The sequence below is a fragment of the Lentzea chajnantorensis genome (genome assembly GCF_054300775.1).
The window spans coordinates 6,293,873-6,310,759 of record NZ_JBSDZT010000002.1; the positions used below are offsets into that span (position 1 = coordinate 6,293,873).

General features: G+C 71.4%; 19 protein-coding genes. 10 read left to right on the top strand and 9 right to left on the bottom strand.

The features are described from left to right. Positions 1-7: 7 nt before the first annotated feature. From ACVDFE_RS30535 to ACVDFE_RS30550, 4 genes are read right to left on the bottom strand one after another with little or no spacing between them, the layout of a single operon-like run. On the bottom strand, positions 8-322 hold the full coding sequence (locus ACVDFE_RS30535; RefSeq protein ID WP_360400389.1) for a hypothetical protein: 315 nt from the start codon (positions 320-322) through the stop codon (positions 8-10). Beyond that, positions 319-600: a YbaB/EbfC family DNA-binding protein gene (locus ACVDFE_RS30540; RefSeq protein ID WP_360400392.1), complete on the bottom strand. Its 282-nt coding sequence runs from the start codon at positions 598-600 to the stop codon at positions 319-321. The genes ACVDFE_RS30535 and ACVDFE_RS30540 overlap by 4 nt, the downstream gene beginning before the upstream one ends. Beyond that, positions 597-1,631 (bottom strand): CHAP domain-containing protein, encoded by a 1,035-nt coding sequence (locus tag ACVDFE_RS30545; RefSeq protein ID WP_360400395.1) that lies wholly within the window; start codon positions 1,629-1,631, stop codon positions 597-599. Before ACVDFE_RS30545 ends, ACVDFE_RS30540 begins: the two co-directional genes overlap by 4 nt. 1 nt (position 1,632) lies before the next feature. Continuing rightward, entirely contained in the window at positions 1,633-2,364 is a 732-nt protein-coding gene (locus tag ACVDFE_RS30550) for a transglycosylase SLT domain-containing protein (protein ID WP_458432871.1), read from the bottom strand. 234 nt (positions 2,365-2,598) lie between these two features. Here ACVDFE_RS30550 and ACVDFE_RS30555 point away from each other — a divergent pair, with 234 nt between their 5' ends. The 4 genes from ACVDFE_RS30555 to ACVDFE_RS30570 all read left to right on the top strand — a co-directional run bounded on the left by ACVDFE_RS30555 (position 2,599) and on the right by ACVDFE_RS30570 (position 4,280). Then, positions 2,599-3,447 (top strand): hypothetical protein, encoded by an 849-nt coding sequence (locus ACVDFE_RS30555; protein WP_458432872.1) that lies wholly within the window; start codon positions 2,599-2,601, stop codon positions 3,445-3,447. A gap of 89 nt (positions 3,448-3,536) precedes the next feature. Further along, positions 3,537-3,680, top strand: a complete 144-nt coding sequence (locus ACVDFE_RS30560; protein ID WP_360400404.1) for a hypothetical protein — start codon at positions 3,537-3,539, stop codon at positions 3,678-3,680. Positions 3,681-3,729: 49 nt separating this feature from the next. Then, positions 3,730-4,044 carry a hypothetical protein gene (locus ACVDFE_RS30565; RefSeq protein WP_458432873.1) on the top strand — a complete coding sequence of 105 codons (315 nt, stop codon included), beginning with the start codon at positions 3,730-3,732 and terminating at the stop codon, positions 4,042-4,044. An 11-nt stretch (positions 4,045-4,055) separates the two neighbouring features. Next, positions 4,056-4,280 (top strand): Imm1 family immunity protein, encoded by a 225-nt coding sequence (locus ACVDFE_RS30570; protein WP_360400410.1) that lies wholly within the window; start codon positions 4,056-4,058, stop codon positions 4,278-4,280. A gap of 18 nt (positions 4,281-4,298) precedes the next feature. On the opposite strand, the gene ACVDFE_RS30575 is transcribed toward ACVDFE_RS30570, so the two are convergent. The 3 genes from ACVDFE_RS30575 to ACVDFE_RS30585 form a co-directional block, all read right to left on the bottom strand. After that, positions 4,299-5,366 carry a spore photoproduct lyase family protein gene (locus tag ACVDFE_RS30575; protein WP_458432874.1) on the bottom strand — a complete coding sequence of 356 codons (1,068 nt, stop codon included), beginning with the start codon at positions 5,364-5,366 and terminating at the stop codon, positions 4,299-4,301. Between the two features lie 90 nt (positions 5,367-5,456). After that, complete coding sequence (locus ACVDFE_RS30580) at positions 5,457-6,581, bottom strand: hypothetical protein (RefSeq protein ID WP_360400416.1); 1,125 nt, start codon at positions 6,579-6,581, stop codon at positions 5,457-5,459. A gap of 84 nt (positions 6,582-6,665) precedes the next feature. Continuing rightward, positions 6,666-6,998 (bottom strand): hypothetical protein, encoded by a 333-nt coding sequence (locus ACVDFE_RS30585; RefSeq protein WP_458432875.1) that lies wholly within the window; start codon positions 6,996-6,998, stop codon positions 6,666-6,668. Positions 6,999-7,096: 98 nt separating this feature from the next. Between ACVDFE_RS30585 and ACVDFE_RS30590 the strand changes: the two genes are divergently transcribed. The 4 genes from ACVDFE_RS30590 (at position 7,097) to ACVDFE_RS30605 (ending at position 14,838) form a co-directional block, all read left to right on the top strand. Beyond that, a complete protein-coding gene (locus tag ACVDFE_RS30590; protein ID WP_458432876.1) occupies positions 7,097-11,638 on the top strand; it encodes a HAMP domain-containing protein in 4,542 nt (1,513 codons plus the stop codon). Further along, positions 11,635-13,932 carry a SpoIIE family protein phosphatase gene (locus ACVDFE_RS30595; protein WP_458432877.1) on the top strand — a complete coding sequence of 766 codons (2,298 nt, stop codon included), beginning with the start codon at positions 11,635-11,637 and terminating at the stop codon, positions 13,930-13,932. Before ACVDFE_RS30590 ends, ACVDFE_RS30595 begins: the two co-directional genes overlap by 4 nt. Before the next feature lie 16 nt (positions 13,933-13,948). Continuing rightward, positions 13,949-14,362, top strand: a complete 414-nt coding sequence (locus ACVDFE_RS30600; RefSeq protein WP_458432878.1) for an ATP-binding protein — start codon at positions 13,949-13,951, stop codon at positions 14,360-14,362. Positions 14,363-14,433: 71 nt separating this feature from the next. After that, positions 14,434-14,838 carry an ATP-binding protein gene (locus tag ACVDFE_RS30605; protein WP_458432880.1) on the top strand — a complete coding sequence of 135 codons (405 nt, stop codon included), beginning with the start codon at positions 14,434-14,436 and terminating at the stop codon, positions 14,836-14,838. Here the strand turns inward: ACVDFE_RS30605 and ACVDFE_RS30610 are convergent, their stop codons facing one another. After that, positions 14,839-15,258 carry a hypothetical protein gene (locus tag ACVDFE_RS30610; RefSeq protein WP_458432882.1) on the bottom strand — a complete coding sequence of 140 codons (420 nt, stop codon included), beginning with the start codon at positions 15,256-15,258 and terminating at the stop codon, positions 14,839-14,841. Between ACVDFE_RS30610 and ACVDFE_RS30615 the strand changes: the two genes are divergently transcribed. Next, the gene (locus ACVDFE_RS30615) at positions 15,248-15,403 is read left to right on the top strand and encodes a hypothetical protein (RefSeq protein ID WP_458432884.1); all 156 of its coding nucleotides are present in this window, start codon (positions 15,248-15,250) and stop codon (positions 15,401-15,403) included. The two genes, ACVDFE_RS30610 and ACVDFE_RS30615, sit on opposite strands and share 11 nt — an antisense overlap. Before the next feature lie 328 nt (positions 15,404-15,731). Further along, complete coding sequence (locus ACVDFE_RS30620; protein ID WP_458432886.1) at positions 15,732-16,205, top strand: hypothetical protein; 474 nt, start codon at positions 15,732-15,734, stop codon at positions 16,203-16,205. Positions 16,206-16,315: 110 nt separating this feature from the next. Here the strand turns inward: ACVDFE_RS30620 and ACVDFE_RS30625 are convergent, their stop codons facing one another. Then, positions 16,316-16,885: a TetR/AcrR family transcriptional regulator gene (locus tag ACVDFE_RS30625; protein WP_458432888.1), complete on the bottom strand. Its 570-nt coding sequence runs from the start codon at positions 16,883-16,885 to the stop codon at positions 16,316-16,318. Positions 16,886-16,887: the final 2 nt, after the last annotated feature.

Sequence of the window (16,887 nt, forward strand, 5' to 3'; positions counted from 1 at the left end):
GGTCCGGTCAGACCGGCACGAGCTCCGCCAGGACCGCCTCGTCCAGCACGGCCGCCAGCACCGCCTCCCCTTCCTGCAGCGCCTCCTGCGCGGCGCACTCGACGAGCCGGTGGATGCGCGCCGCCAGCGCCGCGGGCCGCACCGCCATCGCCCGCGGACCGAGGTCGAGCCCGACGAGCTTGCCGTGCAGGTCGACCGTCACCACCACGTCGTCCTCCCGCGCGGAGCAGGTGATCGCGTCCAGCGCGGCACGGACGCCGAGCGGTTCGCGGTCGTCGTCCTCGGCCAGCATCTCCTCGACGGTCTGCGGTTCGTGCGTCATCGGACCATCCAGCTCTCGGGTGTCGTGGACTCGATCTCCTCGACGAGCGCGGGGTCGGCGTGGATGCCGAGCGCCTCCAGGTGCTCGCCGCCGAGAACGTGCCTGGCGCGTTCGCCGGCCCGCGCGGTCGCCGTGCGCACCAGGGTCAGGATCTCGTCGGCGAGCGCGGCGCGGCCCAGCCGCATCGACCGCTCGGTCAGCGTGATGGCGCGCAGCCCGCCGCCCACGCCGACCTCGATCGCGATGCCCGTGGCGTGGTGGGCGTGTCCGGTGGTCACGGGTGCACTCCTCCGTAGAACTTGGTGCTGCTGAGCTGGTGGGTGTTGCGGCGCACCTGGTCGCCGGAGTTGCCCTCGATCAGGGTGACCGTGTTCCCGTCGACCTTCTCGACGATGCCGATGTGCTTGCTGGTGGCGGGGCTCTGCGGCCCGGTGCCGAACAGCAGCACGTCGCCGGGCCGCACGTGCTGCTTCAGGTCGCCGTTGCCGTAGGCCTTGCCGTTTCGCTGGCCCCAGCGGTAGACGTCCCCGGTGAACGGCAGGACCGGGATGTCCACACCGGCCCTGCGCCACATCGCCGTGGCGAACGACGAACACCAGAAGGTCGTCGGCCCGTACGGGTTGCGGTTGCTGCCCGGCGGGTTCTCCCGCGTGCCGATCTCGCCGCGGGCGGCGGACACGATCTTGCGCACCTTCGCACCGGACAGCTTCGTCGCGCCACCGCCACCGCCACCGCCGCCGCGTCGTGCCGCGCGCGGATCGGCGATGCCGTCGTCCTGGATCTCCTTGGTGAGCGCGCGCAGCTTCCGCCCGGCTTCGTCGAGTTCGGCCTTGACCTGTCGCACGGTGCGCACCGACTCCCGCGTGTACTGCGGCTCCAGGTCGGCCGCGGCGGCCACCGCCTTCATCAGCGCGGCCCGCGATCCGCTCGCGACCCCCGCGTCGAGCAGCGCGGCGGCCTTGGTGACGTACTCGTCGACCAGCCGTTGTGCCGCGGTGTGCCCGGTGAGCAGCGCGCTGCTCGCCCCTGCCACCACCTTCTCGGCCTCGGTGCCGGCCGCCGCCGTCATCCTGAGCTGCTTGCCCAGCCGGTCGGACCGCCGTTCGAACTGCTCGGAGTTCGCCCCCTGCCAGTGGCCGAGCGCGGTCCCCGCGGCCTTGCGCACGGCGTCGCGCTGGTCCTCCAGCGCACTGCCCGCCTGGTGCAGCGCGAACTGCACGCGCATCGCGTCGTCCGCCTTGCCCGCCAAGGCGTTGCGGTGCCCGACCATCCTCCTGGCGAACTGCAGCGCCATCGCTCGCGTGTCCACGTCATCCTCGCTTCAAGTCGTCGGCGATCGCGTCGTCCTGCGCCCGGTAGGCCCCCGCCATGCGCCCGGTGGAGCGCGCCAGCCGGTCGGCGTTGCGGCCGACCCCGTCGACCTGCCGGTGCAGAGCCGCGCCGAACGCCTCCAGCGCCGACGCGAACCCGGTCTCCTTGCCGATCCGCCCGAAGCTGTCGTCGGCGATCTTGCCGACCTGCCGGACGTGCCGGGTGCCGATCGCCGCGATGTCGTCGGCGATGCCCCTGCCCTGCCGCACATAGCGGTCCAGCGCCTCCGGGTCCACCGCGAACCCGCCACCGCCCCCGCCACCGCCCCTGCCCCCGCGCTCCGGCCGTGCCGGCGCCCGCCGCGGGCTGTCCTTCGCCGCCCGGCGCGCGATGTCGAGGTACTTCCGGTAGGCGCCGTTGGTGTAGGTCGACCACGGCGTCCACGACTTTCCGTCGCCGGAGATCGCGTTGGCCACCTTGGCATTGGTCCGCGGGTCGAACAGGTCGCGGTTCGAGTCGAGCCCGTGCTGCCGGCGCCGCTCGGGCCCCATCGCGCCCAGCATGTTGATCTGCCACAGCCCGTAGGAGTCGTCCGGCGGCCGGCTGTTGTGCGCCCGCGGGTCCCCACCGGACTCCGCGAGGGCGACGGCGATCGCGATCGTGAGGCCCTGTCCTTCGAACCCGGCGGCACGGGCGTGCTGTGCGATCTGCTCGGGGCTCAACCTGCTCATGCCGGTGAGCTTGGCCGGTGGCCGATCACCGCGACAGGGGCGTTGCGCGCTGGGACAGCTCCAGTGCACGGCTGGACCAGTGGCCGTGCACCGGAGCCGTGCGACCGCCGGTTGATCCAGATCACACAAGTCGTTGCGCCCCAACGCCTCCCTCCCGGGAACATTCGCCAGCCCCGCTTCGTCTTCCGGGTGAGTGTTGCTGCGACTGGAGAGGAGCAGGGGGAAGTGGAGCTGTTGCCGCTGCGAACCGACTTCGACGTGCGCTGGCGCGGCTACGACCAGGACCAGGTCCAGCACTACGTGCACGCGGCGGAGAGCGAGACGACAGCACTCACCGCCGACCGCGACGCCGCCCTGGCCCAGGCCGAGTCCCTTGCCCGGCAACTGGAAGCCGCCCGCACGGAGATCGCCGAGCTGCGCGCCCGCGTCGACCGGATCTGCCGGACACCGATCGACCCCGAGGCGCTCACCGAACGCACCCGGCGCATGGTCGAGCTGGCCCACGCCGAAGCCGAGGAGATCACCACCCGCGCCCGCAGCGCCGCCGAGCAGGACTGGGCGAACGCCCACCGGGCCGCCGAACGCCTGCGCCAGCGCGCCGAGCACCTCGTGACCGACCTCGACCGGCGCCGCGCGGACGTGGAGACCGAGCACCGCGAGCTGATGACCCGCGCCCACGCCCAGGTCGAGACGATGACCCGGCACGCCGAACGGCGCCGCCGCCAGCTCGACGACCAGGCCGCGCAGCTCCGCCGGCAGGTCGAGGCGGACTTCGAGCAGGCCATGGCCCAGCGCCGCGCCGAACAGATGCGTGCGCTGGAGGAGCAGCAGCGCTCCGCTCAGGCCCGCGCCGAGAAGACCGTCCGCGACGCCACCGAGCACGCGCGGCGGATCGTCACCGAAGCCGAGCACCGCGTCGAGGTCCTGCGTCAGCACCGCAAGCGCATCGGCGACCAACTGCTCGCCGCACAGGCACTCCTGGCCGACATCGAGCCCGTGCTGGCGGCGTTGCCCGAGGAGAACCTGCTGAAGATGGACGTCATCCACCCCGATCGGCGCGCTCGCGAACCCGTTCACCGCTGAGCACTCCGGATCGTCGCCTCAAGCATCGCCACGGACGGGTCGGCACCTTCCTCCAACCGCTGGGGTTTCCGCGAGGAGGGCGAGGCCGGGTGGCAGCCGCTGAGCACGTCGAGATCAAGGTGGCCTGGCGACAGCGCAACGCTGGGATCTCCCACACCGAACCAGTGGTCAACAACGAGCTCTACTCATGCGCCAACCTGTTGCCGTATGTGCTTTACCTGGGCAAACGATGACAGTTCATGGTCCGGCAGACTCCGAGACCTTCACCGGAAGGAGCCTGCCGTGAAACATGTTCTCGACGCGTACTACTTCTCTCCCGAGAACCGCGGCCGGACCCCTGTGAGGGTGGACTCGGAGGCGAAGCTCGACCAGGTGCTTGCCGATGTCCTGGCCAACGAACAGCCCCACCCGACTGTCGTGTACCTGCGGGATCGCCCGAAGGTCGGTGCGCTCAAGCTCCCGGACCACCAGCTGAAGTTCGACATCGATGTGCCACACCGGGTCGCGGCCATGCACGCCATGGACCACCGAGTTTCGCGGCCGACGATGATCCGGTGTCACGGCCCGGATCAGGCCGTCCTGTCTCGTCCGAGATGAAGGACGACGAAATGTGTGCGTGGGTCACCCGCCGGACCGATGAACACCCACACGGGAATTCGGCCACCCGTCCCGATGATCGGGACATCACGCTGTACGTCGACGTGGACACGCGCACCCGGTTCCCCGCGGATGCCCTCATCCCGTTGGCAAAGCTCAGAGAGGCGCTGCTGGAGCTCGCGGAAACAGGTCAACGCCCCACCTGCGTGCACTGGCAGGAGTCGGACGTCTCCTGATCCACCCCGGGCCGGAGCTCAGAACGCGTACCGGACCCGCAGGTACGGAGCCTGCTCCGCGACCAGTGCGAGGAACGAGTCGAGCAGTTCCCGCTTGAGCCCCCGCCGGTACCGCACGTTGACCCCACCGCCCTCGCTGCGCTTGACCTCCTGCAGGTCCGGGCGCCACAGCAGGTCCTCCGCCCGCGGGTGCCAGCGCAGGTTGACCTCGTGCAGCGGCTGGTTGTGGGTGAGCATGATGACCTCGGCGGCCAGCTGCGCGCGGGTGGCGGGTGAGACCGCGTCGCCGAGCGACTGGAGCAGCTGCCGCCAGTCCTCCAGCCAGCCGTCGTGCACAACGACCGGGCTGAGGTTCACGTGCACCTCGTAGCCGGCGGCGCGGAAGTCGTCGAGGGCGGCGAGGCGGTCGGCGACGGGGGTGGTGCGGATGTCGAGCAGTTTCGCGGTGCGTTCGGGCATCAGCGAGAAGCGGACGCGGGTGCGGCCCCGCGGGTCCCAGTCCAGCAGGTCGCGGTTGACGTACTTGGTCGCGAAGGACGCCTTGGCGGTGGGCAGGCCGCGGAACAGCCGCACCAGGTCCCGCACGTTGTCGCTGACCAGTGCGTCCGCAGAGCAGTCGGAGTTCTCGCCGATGTCGTAGACCCACGCGTGGTCGTCGATCTGGCCGGGCTCGGTCAGCGGGCCCTGCCGGGCGACGTGGCGGGCCAGGTAGCCGGTGATCTGGTCGATGTTCGCGAACACCGTGATGGGGTTGGAGTAGCCCTTGCGCCGCGGCACGTAGCAGTAGGCGCAGGCCATCGCGCAGCCGTTGGCGGTGGACGGGGCGATGAAGTGCGCGGAACGGCCGTTGGGGCGCGCGCTCAGCGACTTCTTCACCCCGAGCACCAGCGCCTCGCGCTTGATCCGCACCCACCGCTGGGCGTTGGCCTCGTCGCCGTGCAGCTCGGGGATGCGCCAGTGGCTGTCGACCTCGACCCGCTGCGCGTCCGGGAACCGGTCGAGCACCTCGCGGCCGCGCGGCAGCAGCGCGGCCGCGGGCTCCACGTAGATGCGGGTCGGGTTCAGCAGCGGTGTCGAGGTGCTCACCCCTGCAGTGTCCACACGGCACCGACAAAAACCGCGCGCATGCGCGCTACCAGGGTGAACACGTGGCGCAACTCTCCTCCGGCGACCCGGTCACGTCTGCTGGATCTCGGAGATCTGCAGGTGCCGGGCGCCCTGCAGGGTCAGCGGGATGTTCAGGTAGTCGGCACCGGAGCGGGCCATCCAGATCCACCCCCGCAGCACGCTGTTCGGGTCGAAGACGTGGCAGTCGTGCCGGGTCCAGGCCAGGCTGCGGCTGAAGCCGTTGTACTCCTCGACGTCGAGCAGGTCGATCTTGAGGCTGTCGCCCTCGGTGCCGGCGACGCGGCCGGTCTCCCAGCTGACCTCGGAGAGCACGGTCGGGCAGCACTCGACGGTGACCAGGCCGAAGCGGGCGGTGTGCAGGCGTCTGCCGAACGGGGCCAGCGCCACCTTGCACGCGAAGACCAGGACGCTGGAGGCGTCGGTGTGCTCGCCGAACAGCAGGCCGGTGTGGAAGCCGGCGATGTGCACGTCGCGCAGGTAGACGACCGCGTTGTTGCCGCCGCCTGGCAGGACGACGCCGGTGGACCACGGGATCTCCGGCTCGACCACCGCGGGCAGCGGGTCCGGGGTGCACACGCGGACGCCGCGCAGGCGGACCTGCGGTGCCCACAGCAGGTTCAGGCCGGCCAGCGACGGGTTCGACGGCACCTGGACGGCGATGTTCGTGACCGCCACGGCCACGCGGTTGAAGCCGCCCCACACGTTGCCCTTCGGCGAGGCGATCACGGCCGGGGGCATGCCGGTCGCGAGGCCGTCCCAGGTGGCGGTGACCGTCGACTTCAGCATGGTGCCCGCCGCCGTCTGCCGGCCGTCCGGGATGAACTGCAGGCCCTGCTGGGTGCCGGCGCCGGCGAGCTCGACCGTGATCTGCGGGCCGGAGGTGCGCTCCGGGAACAGCAGCTGGCCGGCCGCGTGGGTGGGGCCGGGGCGGGGTCGGGCCGGTGGTGTGGCGAGCAGGTAGGTCCTGGCGTCGAACTCGACGCGTGCGTAGCCGTTCGCGCGTGCGGCGAAGGCGCAGGCCGCGTCGATCGCGCGCTGCACGGCGGCGGTGTCGTCGGTGCGGCCGTCTCCCCTGGCGCCGAAGTGCGCCACCCGGAAGACGTGCGAGCCGGTGGCGGCCTCGGCGGCGGGGGTGGTCGCGGCCAGCAGGCCCGCACCACCCGCGGTCACCACGCCGGCACGGAGGAAAAGGCGACGATTCGTGTGATCGCCCGTTTCGATCATGAATCTGATCATGATCGAAACGGGTGATCAGCGTCAATTTGCGACAGCCCCGCACGGGGAAAGCATCAACTCATCGAGTGAACGAATCCCATTCTCCGCACATTCGCCCGATCCGGTGAGCACCATTGACGGCCACCTCACGAATCGGCCCTCGCGGGCACCGGCGTCACGGCCCAGGGCGGTCTCCACCGAGCCGCCGCCGATGTCGAGCAGCAGCAGACGCCCGCCCAGACGCGTGCCGGTTCGAGGCGGGCCGTCGCGGCAGCGGCGTGCCGGACGGAAATCCGAAGAACATTCCCGGCCGATCGAATTCGCCGCCGCGCACGGGACCGGCGCGACCGCCGGGATCGTCGCGGAGAAGGACACCACCGGGCTCCAGTAATGTCATTCGCGTTCGCTGAGGTGAGCTTGAGCAGACAGGTGCCCACCTCCACGTGGTTTCGCCGTGCAGTGGAGGATTCTGGATGAGTGGCACGAGTGCGCCGGCCGATGTCCTGGCCGGTCAGGACGCCGCGCGAAGAGCGGCGGAGCTGCCGGAGCTGCGGCAGCTGCTCGCCGGGCTCACCGCCGTGCGCGACGGCGACTTCGGGATCCGCCTGCCCGACGACTCCGACGGGCTGCTCGGCGAAATCGCCACCGTCTTCAACGGCATGGTCGACCAGCTGTCGCTGTTCACCTCCGAGGTCACCCGCGTCGCGCGCGAGGTCGGCACGGACGGGCGCCTCGGCGGACAGGCCGAGGTGCCGGGCGTGTCCGGCACGTGGAAGGACCTCACCGACTCGGTGAACGCCATGGCGGGTAACCTGACCAGCCAGGTCCGCGACATCGCCCAGGTCGCCACCGCGGTCGCCCGCGGCGACCTCAGCCAGAAGATCGACGTCGACGCGCGCGGCGAGATCCTGGAGCTGAAGAACACCGTCAACACGATGGTCGACCAGCTCTCCTCGTTCGCCGACGAGGTCACCCGCGTGGCCCGCGAGGTGGGCAGCGAGGGCCGGCTGGGCGGTCAGGCCGAGGTGCCCGGCGTCGGCGGCGTGTGGCTGGACCTCACGAACTCCGTGAACTTCATGGCGGGCAACCTGACCGACCAGGTCCGCAACATCGCCCAGGTGACCACCGCCGTCGCGCGCGGCGACCTCAGCCAGAAGATCACGGTCACCGCGCGCGGCGAGATCCTCGAACTGAAGAACACCATCAACACGATGGTCGACCAGCTCTCCTCCTTCGCCGACGAGGTCACCCGCGTCTCCCGCGAGGTCGGCACCGAGGGCGCCCTGGGCGGTCAGGCCGACGTGAAGGGCGTGTCCGGCACGTGGCGCGACCTCACCGACTCGGTGAACTTCATGGCGGGCAACCTCACCGCGCAGGTGCGCTCCATCGCCCAGGTCGCCACGGCGGTCGCCCGCGGCGACCTCAGCCAGAAGATCACCGTGACGGCCCGCGGCGAGATCCTGGAGCTCAAGGACACCATCAACACGATGGTCGACCAGCTCTCCTCCTTCGCCGACGAGGTCACCCGCGTCTCCCGCGAGGTCGGCACGGACGGGCGCCTCGGCGGCCAGGCGGACGTGAAGGGCGTGTCCGGCACGTGGAAGGACCTCACCGAGTCCGTCAACGTCATGGCGGACAACCTCACCGCGCAGGTGCGCTCCATCGCGCAGGTGACGACGGCGGTGGCGCGCGGTGACCTGAGCCAGAAGATCCGCGTGGACGCGCGCGGCGAGATCCTGGAGCTGAAGGAGACCATCAACACGATGGTCGACCAGCTGTCCGGCTTCGCCGACGAGGTCACCCGCGTGTCCCGCGAGGTCGGAACCGAGGGCAACCTGGGCGGCCAGGCGACCGTGCGCGGTGTCTCCGGCACGTGGAAGCACCTGACGGACAACGTGAACGTCATGGCCTCCAACCTCACCAACCAGGTGCGGTCGATCGCCCAGGTCGCCACGGCGGTGGCCCGCGGCGACCTGTCCCAGAAGATCACCGTCGAGGCCAAGGGCGAGGTCGCCGCGCTGGCCGGCGTGATCAACACGATGGTCGACACGCTGTCCGCGTTCGCCGACGAGGTCACCCGCGTGGCCCGCGAGGTCGGCACCGAGGGCATGCTCGGCGGTCAGGCACGGGTGCCGAACGTGGCGGGCACCTGGAAGGACCTGACCGACAACGTCAACTTCATGGCGAACAACCTGACCAACCAGGTCCGCAACATCGCCCAGGTCACCACCGCCGTCGCGCAGGGCGACCTGACCAAGAAGATCGACGTCGACGCCCGCGGCGAGATCCTGGAGCTCAAGACCACGATCAACACGATGGTCGACCAGCTCTCCTCGTTCGCCGCCGAGGTCACCCGCGTGGCCCGCGAGGTCGGCAGCGAGGGCCGGCTGGGTGGTCAGGCCGAGGTCGAGGGCGTGTCCGGCACGTGGAAGCGGCTCACCGAGAACGTCAACGAGCTGGCCGGGAACCTGACCCGCCAGGTGCGCGCGATCGCCGAGGTGACGAGCGCGGTCGCCGAGGGCGACCTGACCCGGTCGATCACCGTCGAGGCCTCCGGTGAGGTCGCCGAGCTCAAGGACAACATCAACTCGATGGTGGAGTCGTTGCGCGACTCCACGAAGGCCAACGAGGACCAGGACTGGCTGAAGTCCAACCTGGCCCGCATCTCCGGGCTCATGCAGGGCCGCAGGGACCTCGCCGTCGTCGCCGAGCTGATCATGGACGAGCTGACGCCGCTGGTGTCGGCCCAGTTCGGCGCGTTCTACCTGGCCGACGACACCGAGGACCGCCAGGAGCTGCGGCTGATCAGCTCCTACGGCCACCCCGACGACGGTTCGCGGACCACCCGGTTCCGGTTCGGGCAGTCGCTCGTCGGGCAGGCCGCGCGCAGCCGCCGCACGATCGCCGTGGACGAGATGCCGGCCGACTACGTCGCCATCACCTCCGGTCTCGGCCGCACCGCACCGGTCAACCTGCTGGTGCTGCCGATCGTCGTGGAGGACCAGGTCCTCGGCGTCATCGAGGTCGCGTCGGTGCACCGCTTCACCGACATCCACCGCGACTTCCTCGACCAGCTGATGGAGGCCATCGGCGTCAACGTCAACACCATCATCGCCAACGCCCGCACCGACGAGCTGCTCACCGAGTCCCAGCGGCTCGCGGAGGAGCTGCAGTCGCGCTCCGGTGAGCTGCAGGCCCGCCAGGAGGAGCTGCAGCGCTCCAACAAGGAGCTGGAGGAGAAGGCGGAGCTGCTCGCGATCCAGAACAGCGACATCGAGACGAAGAACCTGGAGATCGAGCAGGCGCGGCAGCAGCTGGAGGTCCGCGCGCAGGAGCTGACGCTCGCGTCGAAGTACAAGTCGGAGTTCCTGGCCAACATGAGCCACGAGCTGCGCACCCCGCTCAACAGCCTGCTGATCCTCGCGCAGCTGCTGGCCCAGAACCCCAGCCGCAACCTCACCCCGAAGCAGGTCGAGTACGCGGGCATCATCCACTCCGCCGGCTCCGACCTGCTGGGGTTGATCAACGACATCCTCGACCTGTCCAAGATCGAGGCCGGCAAGATGGACATCACGCCGGAACGCGTGTCGCTGCGGCGGCTGCTGGACTACGTCGAGGTCACGTTCCGCCCGCTCACCTCGCAGAAGGGGCTGAGCTTCCAGCTGAGCACCTCGCCGGGCACGCCGCCGGAGCTCGTCACCGACGACACCCGCCTGCAGCAGGTGCTGCGCAACCTGCTGTCCAACGCGGTCAAGTTCACCGAGACCGGCGGTGTCGAGCTGCGCATCGGGCTCGCCGACCAGGACGAGCTGCCGCACGCGGTCCGCGCGCACGGCCAGGCCATCCGGTTCCAGGTCAGCGACACCGGCATCGGCATCGCCGAGCACCAGCTGGAGTCGATCTTCGGTGCGTTCCAGCAGGCCGACGGCACCACCAGCCGCAAGTACGGCGGCACCGGGCTGGGCCTGTCGATCAGCCGCGAGATCGCCTACCTGCTCGGCGGGTCGATCACCGCGGAGAGCACCCTGGGCAGGGGCAGCACCTTCACCCTGTACCTGCCGGTGCACAGCAGCGAGTTCGCCGAGCCCGTGCAGGAGGCGGCGACGGCGGCGGCGGCCGAACCCGCTGTCACGGCGGAGGAACCCGCACCGGCCGCCACGCACCAGCGGCGGCTGCTGGTCGTGGAGGAACGGCCGCAGGGCCTGCTCTCCCTGGTCGCGCAGAGCGCGGTGACCGACCTGTCGGCGAGCAACGACCCGCGCGGGCCGGTGGAGGTGGTCACCGCCGTCGGCCGCGAGGAGGCGGCGGCCGCGCTCGCGACCGAGCCGTGCCACTGCGTCGTGCTGGAGCTGGACATGCCCGACGGTGCCGCGCTGCGGTTCCTGGAGGCGCTCGACGGCGACACCGCCACCCGCACGATTCCCGTGCTGGCGCACAACAACCGCAGGCTGCCGGCGCAGTACGAGCAGCAGCTGCAGACGCGCAGCAGCACCCGCCCGCTCGAGCTGCTGTCCAGCCTGGACGAGCTGCGGGAGCGGATCGCGTTGCACCTCAACGCGGACGGCCCCGAGGACGTGCTGCCCCTCGTACGTCCCGAGCAGCCGCGGCCGCCGGCCGCGCACCGGGTGAACGGGCAGCTGGCCGGTCGCACGGTGCTGATCGTCGACGACGACGCCCGCAACCTGTTCGCGCTCAGCAGCATCCTGGAGCTGCACGACGTGCGGGTGCTGCACGCGGAGAACGGCAGGGAGGGCATCGAGGCGCTGGTCAGCCACCCGGAGATCGACCTGATCCTGATGGACGTGATGATGCCGGAGATGGACGGCTACGCCGCCACCGCCGCGATCCGCTCCATGCCCGACCACGCGGAGGTCCCGATCATCGCCGTCACGGCGAAGGCGATGCCGGGCGACCGGGACAAGAGCATCTCGGCGGGCGCCAACGACTACGTCACCAAACCGGTCGACGCCGACGACCTGGTGGCCTGCGTGCACCGGTGGATGCGCACCCGGTGACCGCCGACGAGGCCGGTGTCGGCCGGCTCGCGGGCACCGTCGCCCGCCTGCACCGGGAGATCGAGCAGGCACGGGCGGCAGCGGACGGCCGGGCGCTGGTGGAGCTCGCCAAGGGCGTGCTCGTCGAACGCCTGCGCTGCGGTCCCGCGCAGGCGGCCGAGCAGCTCGCCCTGCTCGCGGACCGGGCGGGCACCACCCAGTTGCAGCTCGCCGTGGAGATCATCAACGAGGTTTCCGGCGACGAGCTCACCGCGGTCCCCGCCGCGGCCGGCGACCACACCGCCACGACGGCGATCCGGTTGCGGACGGCGGAAAGCGGCGCTCTGCACGCCGACGACACGCAGTCGGTGGCCCAGTCGCTCTTCGACCACGCGCTGGCCCCGCTGGGCGCGAGCGCCGTGGCGATCTGGCTGGCCGGGGCTGACGCCTCGCTCACCCTCGCCGGGCACGCCGGGTTCGGCACCGGTGAGGCGCACCGCTGGCGCTACGTCCCTCCCGGCGTGCCGACACCCGCACGCCGGGCGCTCCTGGAGCGGGAGGCGGTGTGGATCGGCGACCTGGGCGCGTCGGGGCTGCCGTCGATCGGTGCCGGCCTGCTCGGCCGCGTCACCGTCCCGGCCGGCACCGGCGGCCGCATCACCGGCGTGCTGGAGATCTGCTGGCCCACCGGGTTGGCGCCGCAGCCGTTGAGCGTGCACAAGCAGGTGGAGGCGCTGGCGGAGCTGTGCGCCGCCACCCTGGACAGCACCGCGGTCGTGCGCATGGCCGACCACGCGGCACCCGCGCCGGCGGAGCTGGTGGACCTCGCCGACGGGCTGCTCGACCCGGCGTTCGTGCTGGGCCCCGAGGTCTCGCCGGAGGGCACGATCACCGACTTCCGCATCCACCACGTCAACAGCCGGTTCGTGGACCTCGCCGGACGGCCGCGGGCCGCGGTGGCGGGCCGGTTGTTGCTGGAGGCCTACCCGCTGGCCGCGACCGAGGGCGGCCTGTTCGACAAGGTCGAGCACGTGCACGCCACCGGTGAGCCGTTCCGCGCAGAGCACATGAACCTCGCCGCGCTGATCGACGAGGTGCCGCTGACTGTGACCGCCGGGGTGAGCATCACCCGGCACGGGGTGCTGGTGCTGGTCGTGTGGCGGGTGCAGGACGAGACGACCCGCCTGGCGAACCTGCTGCAGCACGCCCAGCGCCTCGGCCGGGTCGGCGGCTTCGAGGAGGACCGGCTCACCGGCGCGATCATGTGGAACAGCCAGCTGCACTCGCTCTACGGACACGCCCCCGGCGCCGATCCCGTGCCGCTGGCGCAGATCGCGGCGCACGCCCACCCGGACGACGTGCCGGCGCTCAACGGGTTCGTGCAGACCGTGCTGCACGACCACCGGCAAGCGTCCGCGGCGTTCCGCCTGCAGCGCACCGGCGGTGTCACCCGACACGTCCGCGTGATCGCCGAGCCCGTGCTCGACCCGCACGGCACGCTGCTCGCCGTCCGCGGTGCCTACCAGGACGTGTCCTCCCAGCACTGGACCGAGGTGGCGCTGTCGGCCACGCAGGACCAGCTGGCGATCACCGCGCAGGAGGCCGCGGAGCGCAACAGGCTGACGCTGCAGCTCCAGCAGGTGATCATGCCGCCGACGCACCCCACGCTGGAGGCGTTCGGGCTGCGGGTCGCGGTGCGCTACCGGCCCGCCGCGCAGGAGGAGCTGGTCGGCGGCGACTGGTACGACGCCGTCGTGCTGCCGTCCAAGCAGATCCTGGTGTCGGTCGGCGACATCACCGGTCACGGCATCAAGGGCGCGACCGGGATGGTGGTGCTGCGCAACGCGTTGCGCGGGCTGGCCGCCACCGGCGCGGGACCGGGCCAGCTGCTCACCTGGCTGAACCTCGTGGCCCACCACCTCGCCGACAACATCTTCGCCACCGCGATCTGCGGCGTGTACGACCCGTTGACCCGCGTGCTGCGCTGGGCCCGCGCCGGTCACCTGCCGCCGGTGCTGATCAGGGACGGGGAGGGCGAGCTGCTGCCGATGCTGCCCGGCACGATGCTCGGCGCCCTGTCCGAGGCGACCTACGTGGAGGGCGAGGTCGTGCTCGAACCCCGTGACACGCTGCTGCTCTACACCGACGGCCTGGTCGAGCGCAGGGACCTGCCGCTGGACGAGTGCCTGGAGCAGCTGTGCGCCGCCGTGCGGGAACCGCGGGCCGACCTGGACGACCTGCTGGACCACCTGCTGACCCAGAGCCGGTCCGACACCGACGACGACACGTGCGTCGTCGGTGTCCAGCTGCCGTGACGAGGAGGTGCCGACCGTGTCGCTCAGCCACCCCGGCCACCAGGCCTTCTTCCGCAGCTTCGACCTGGAGGACTACCACGACGACGTCGCCGGAATCCGGGCCCGGGCGCGGCTCGCGCTCACCGGGTTCGGCGGCGACGACGTCGGGGACGTGCTGCTCGTGCTCAGCGAGCTGGTGTGCAACGCCTTCGACCACGGCCGGGGCCCGCGCCGGTTGCGCCTGCACGTGGCGCCGGACCCGTGCGTGGTGCGCTGCGAGGTCGACGACACCGCGCCTGAGCTGCCCGTTCACGGCCGGTCGCGACTCGGCGGCTGCCGCCGCCGCGGGATCGTGACGGTCGAGCGGCTGGCCACGTCCTGGGGCACGAGCCCCGGTGACGGCTGCAAGACGGTGTGGGCGGAACTGCGGTGTGAGCTGGGTCCGTCCTGACGGTGCCGGGTTTCGCCGCCCCCGGCCGAGGTACTCCAGTCGTGCAATGCCAACAAGGAGGAGGCCACGAAGTGGCTGCCGAGAGCTCTGTTGACGGATGGCACACGCTGGAGCTCGTCAGCGCCGTACCCGACACGGCCAAGATCCGCAGGTGGACCAGGTCGATCCTGGGAGACCTGGGCGAGGACGACCTCCTCGACGTGCTGATGGTGATCACCGAGCTCGCCGCCAACGTCTTCGACCACGCACGTCTGCCCGCCCGCCTGCGGTTGCGGCGGTCGGACGAGCCGTGCGTCGTCAACGTCGTGGCTGAGGACGCCTCGCCTGACTCGCCTCTGCTGCGGCCGTCCACGCCCGACTCGGTGCGCGGCCGCGGCATGGTGATCGTGAACCGGCTGGCCGAGCGCTGGGGCGTGGTGCACCGCACCGTCGGCAAGGCCGTGTGGGCGGTCATCCCCTGCGCGCCGGCGCGGTGATCAGCTGACCAGCCGCAGGTTGCGCTGGTCCAGCAGCCGTTCCAGCGCACGCCGGCTGCGGCTCACCGGTTCGTCGATCAGCAGGCGTTCCGCACCGTAGGCGCGCACCAGCGGGTGCAGCTCGTAGAGCCCGTACCCCTTCTGCTCCACCAGGTGCGCCTCGACCAACGCGTCGAGCAGGCCGCGCGTCGGCCGCCCGCTCAGGTCCGCCAGCGCCGCCACCGCGTGCACGTCGAAGGTCGTGCAGGGGTGCAACGTCAGCAGGCGCAGCAACCGGCGCGCGTCCGGGGGCAACGCGCGGTCGGAGAGCGCCAGCGTCGCCCGCAGGCCGCCTTCGAGGGCCAGCGCGGTGAGCGGTTCCAGGTAGTCGGTCAGCGTCCAGCCGGGGTGCTCGCGCAGGTGGCGGCCGATGACCGACACGGCGAGCGGGTGGCAGCCGAGGAAGCTCGACGATCGAGCCGACCGGGCCGGCGTCCGCGGTGCGCGGCGCTGCGCTGAGGCGCAGCAGTTCCAGCGCCTCCCCGGCGGTGAGCGGGGGCAGCGTGGTGGAGCCGAGGCCGGGTAGAGCGGTGCGGCTCGTGATGAGCGCGTGGCAGCCGGGTGGGGGCAGCAGCGGCCGCACCCGGGCCGCGTCGGCCGCGTTGTCGAGCACGACGAGCGCGGAGGTCTCCGCGACCTTGGTGCGGTACAACCGGATCCGGTCGTCGAGGCCGGGTGGGATCAGATCGCCCGGTACGCCGAGCACCCGCAGGAACGACTCCAGTGCGGCGGCGACGGCCACGGGCGGGCGCACGGGGTCAAGCCCGCACAGGTCCAGGAACAGCACCGGGCCGCGGACCAGACCGCGGCGAGCCCACGAGTGTCCCAGGTGGACGGCCAGCGCCGTCTTCCCGATGCCCGGCATCCCGGCGAGCGCCACGACACCGCCGGAGGCGAACCGCTGGAGCAGGTCCCGCCTGCCGACGAACGCGGGAAGGTCCTCCGGCAGCTCGGTGCGCACGCGGGCACAGCCGGTCGCGTCGGTCTCCCCCAGCACCCGGCGCAGCGCCTGCCGCCACTGCCCCAGCAGCGCGACGTCGCCGTCGACGAGCACCTCCACGACGGCAAGAACCAGGTCGACGTTCGGCCGCCGCCGCCCGGTCTGGAAGCAGTTGCCGACGGTCGAGCGGGCGGGCCACTCGCTGCGCGGGCGACCGGCCCCGTGCCACGACGCGTGGATGCGCCGGGTGATCTCGGTGATCGACGGACTGCCCGCGTCGACCTTCAACCCGCGCAGCTGCACGACGTACTCGTCGAGCGTGCGCGGTCTGCTCGGAGTGAACACCGAACGCCCCCTCAGCGAACTTGGAACACTCGTTTCAAGATAGTCGGGCTGTCAAGCACCTCCCGTGCACCGCACTCGGGAGCCAAGGGCTGGACCTTGGAGGGATCAGGGAGCTCCTGGACGACATCAAGGAGGTCGCCGTCCAGCAGGGGTTCACACGAGAGCGCTGAGTGCGGCCTTCACGGTCGCGTTCAGCGCTTTCCGGTCGGCACCGGCACGAGAACGCAGGTTCACCCCGTAGGCGAGCATGGCGAGCATGTCCGCCGCCTGCGCGGGAGCGAGCCGCAGCCCCGGCTCCCGTTCGAGCGCCGCGCGCAGCGCCTTGCTGAGCTGGTCGTGGTGCTCGTGCAGCACCGCACTGATCTCCGGGTCGTCGTTCTCGCCGTTGGCGTGCGCGTTCGCCACCATGCACCCCCACCGGGCGTGCGGACCCGTGCACCGGACCTGGACGAGCCGGGCGAAGAACACCTCGACCGCCGCGAGCCCTGCCTCCTCGCCGGCCAGCTGGTCGAAGACCGGCTGGGACCGCTCGCGGACGTACCGGCGCAGCGCCGCCAGGTAGAGGTCGTGCTTGCCGCCGAACGTCGAGTACAGGCTCGACCGGTTCAGGCCGGTGGCGGTCACGATGTCCTGGATGCCGGTCGACGCGGCACCTCGCTTCCAGAACAACGCCATGACCTCGTCGAGCACGGCGTCCGGGTCGAAGTGCTTCACGTCGGGCATCG

Excerpts from the sequence above, each read along its gene's own strand:
- ACVDFE_RS30570 (WP_360400410.1), top strand. The coding sequence starts at position 4,056 with ATGTGTGCGTGGGTCACCCGCCGGACCGATGAACACCCACACGGGAAT.
- ACVDFE_RS30590 (WP_458432876.1), top strand. The coding sequence starts at position 7,097 with ATGAGTGGCACGAGTGCGCCGGCCGATGTCCTGGCCGGTCAGGACGCC.
- ACVDFE_RS30620 (WP_458432886.1), top strand. The coding sequence starts at position 15,732 with ATGCCCGGCATCCCGGCGAGCGCCACGACACCGCCGGAGGCGAACCGC.
- ACVDFE_RS30625 (WP_458432888.1), bottom strand. The coding sequence starts at position 16,885 with ATGCCCGACGTGAAGCACTTCGACCCGGACGCCGTGCTCGACGAGGTC.
- ACVDFE_RS30550 (WP_458432871.1), bottom strand. The coding sequence starts at position 2,364 with ATGAGCAGGTTGAGCCCCGAGCAGATCGCACAGCACGCCCGTGCCGCC.
- ACVDFE_RS30615 (WP_458432884.1), top strand. The coding sequence starts at position 15,248 with ATGACCGACACGGCGAGCGGGTGGCAGCCGAGGAAGCTCGACGATCGA.
- ACVDFE_RS30535 (WP_360400389.1), bottom strand. The coding sequence starts at position 322 with ATGACGCACGAACCGCAGACCGTCGAGGAGATGCTGGCCGAGGACGAC.